General features: G+C 61.8%; 1 protein-coding gene. It reads left to right on the top strand.

All coding sequences use genetic code 11. The annotated features are described in order from the left end of the window. The first annotated feature begins 311 nt into the window (after window positions 1–311). Window positions 312–1,736: a type I glutamate--ammonia ligase gene (glnA, locus tag PV772_RS22875; protein WP_141160827.1), complete on the top strand. Its 1,425-nt coding sequence runs from the start codon at window positions 312–314 to the stop codon at window positions 1,734–1,736. Window positions 1,737–2,141: the final 405 nt, after the last annotated feature.

Raw genomic sequence — 2,141 nt, 5'->3', positions numbered from 1 at the left:
TAACCACGCCGCTACACGGAGGTTTTCAAATGAGGCAACGAATCCGGCAACGCGGAGGTTTTCAATGAGTCAACGCGAGGGCTCGACCACAGTGTGGACGGACGATACCGTGGTCACAGAAGGGCATTCTGTAACCTGCCCGAAACAATGCGGACACGGACGGGAAATCCCGGATCCATAGTCTGTTAGAAGTTTCAAGCAATCCCCCCGGCAGGTACACGCGACAGGGACAACAGGCGTTCTCCCTGATTTTGGATTGCGCTGGATCACGTGGCGTGCATGCCATATTTACATATGCGTTAGGAGCATAGATGTTCAAGACTGCGGACGAAGTCCTCAAGTTCATCAAGGACGAAGATGTAAAGTTCGTCGATATCCGCTTCACCGACCTTCCGGGTGTCCAGCAGCACTTCAACGTCCCGGCGAAGAGTGTCGACGCTGATTTCTTCGTCAACGGACAGCTCTTCGACGGTTCCTCCATCCGCGGATTCCAGGGCATCGCCGAATCTGACATGCAGCTGATCCCGGACGTCACCACCGCGTTCCTGGACACCTTCCGCATGGAGAAGACCCTCGCGCTGAACTTCTCGATCGTCAACCCGCGCACCGGCGACCCGTACCACCGCGACCCCCGCGGCGTAGCCGAAAAGGCCGAGGCCTACCTGGCCTCCACCGGCATCGCCGACACCGCGTTCTTCGCTCCCGAAGCCGAATTCTTCGTGTTCGACAACGTCCAGTACCAGTCCTCCCCCGAGGGCAGCTTCTACAAGATCGACTCCGAAGAAGCCCACTGGAACACCGGCCGCGAGGAAGAGGGCGGCAACCTGGGCTACAAGACCCCGGTCAAGGGCGGCTACTTCCCGGTCTCCCCCACCGACAAGCAGGCTGACCTGCGCGACGCCATGTGCGTTGCCTTGGACGAAGCCGGCCTCGAGGTCGAGCGCAGCCACCACGAAGTTGGATCCGCCGGCCAGGCCGAGATCAACTACAAGTTCACCACGCTGACCCACGCTGCCGATGACCTGCAGAAGTTCAAGTACGTCATCAAGAACACCGCTGACGCCTGGGGCAAGTCCGTGACCTTCATGCCGAAGCCGGTCTTCGGTGACAACGGCTCCGGCATGCACTGCCACCAGTCACTGTGGAACGGTGGCGAGCCGCTGTTCTACGACGAGAAGGGCTACGCCGGCCTGTCCGACACCGCGCGCTGGTACATCGGCGGCCTGCTCAAGCACTCCTCCGCCGTCCTGGCCTTTACCAACCCGACGGTGAACTCCTACCGCCGCCTGGTCAAGGGCTTCGAGGCCCCGGTCAACATGGTCTACTCGCAGGGCAACCGCTCCGCCGGTATCCGTATCCCCATCACGGGTTCCAACCCCAAGGCCAAGCGCATCGAATTCCGCGCACCGGACCCCTCCTCCAACCCGTACCTGGCCTTCGCTGCCCAGCTGATGGCCGGCATTGACGGCATCCGCAACCGCATCGAGCCCCCGGCTCCCATCGACAAGGACCTCTACGAGCTCCCCGCCGAGGAAGCCAAGGACATCCCCAAGGCTCCGGGCACCCTCGAGGAAGCCTTGGAGGCCCTCCGCGAGGACAACGAGTTCCTGCAGGCCGGCGGCGTCTTCACCCAGGACCTGATCGACACCTGGATCGAGTACAAGTACGAGAACGAGATCCGCCCGCTGTCCCTGCGCCCGAACCCCTACGAGTTCGAGCTCTACTACGGCGTCTAGTCTGCGGCCTGCCCCGCAGGAGCATTGAAGCAGCGAAAGGCGGCCACCGGTTCAACCGGTGGCCGCCTTTCGCGTTGTCCGGGCCGCGATGCCACGGACTGAGACCGTTAAGGTGGGGGCCCGCCTCCAGACGTGCTGAGACCGGGAGCCGGACCCCCTGACGAATGCCCCCCGAGACGAAGACTCAGTACAGCCTTCCCCCCAACAAGGTTGAAGAACACCGCCAATCCACATGATCGGGCAAACGCTTGCTGAGCGCAATGCCGCGCGTTGACTCATTGAAAACCTCCGCGTTGCCGGATTCGTTGCCTCATTTGAAAACCTCCGCGTAGCGGCGTGGTTAAGGGTGATGGCAGCGGGTGCAGGTTATGCCCGTTTTCATGGAGCTAACGATGGCCCAGCGGC

Source organism: Pseudarthrobacter sp. CC12, assembly GCF_039907755.1.
Lineage (GTDB): Bacteria > Actinomycetota > Actinomycetes > Actinomycetales > Micrococcaceae > Arthrobacter > Arthrobacter niigatensis.
This window is presented reverse-complemented; position numbering and strand designations above follow the sequence as displayed.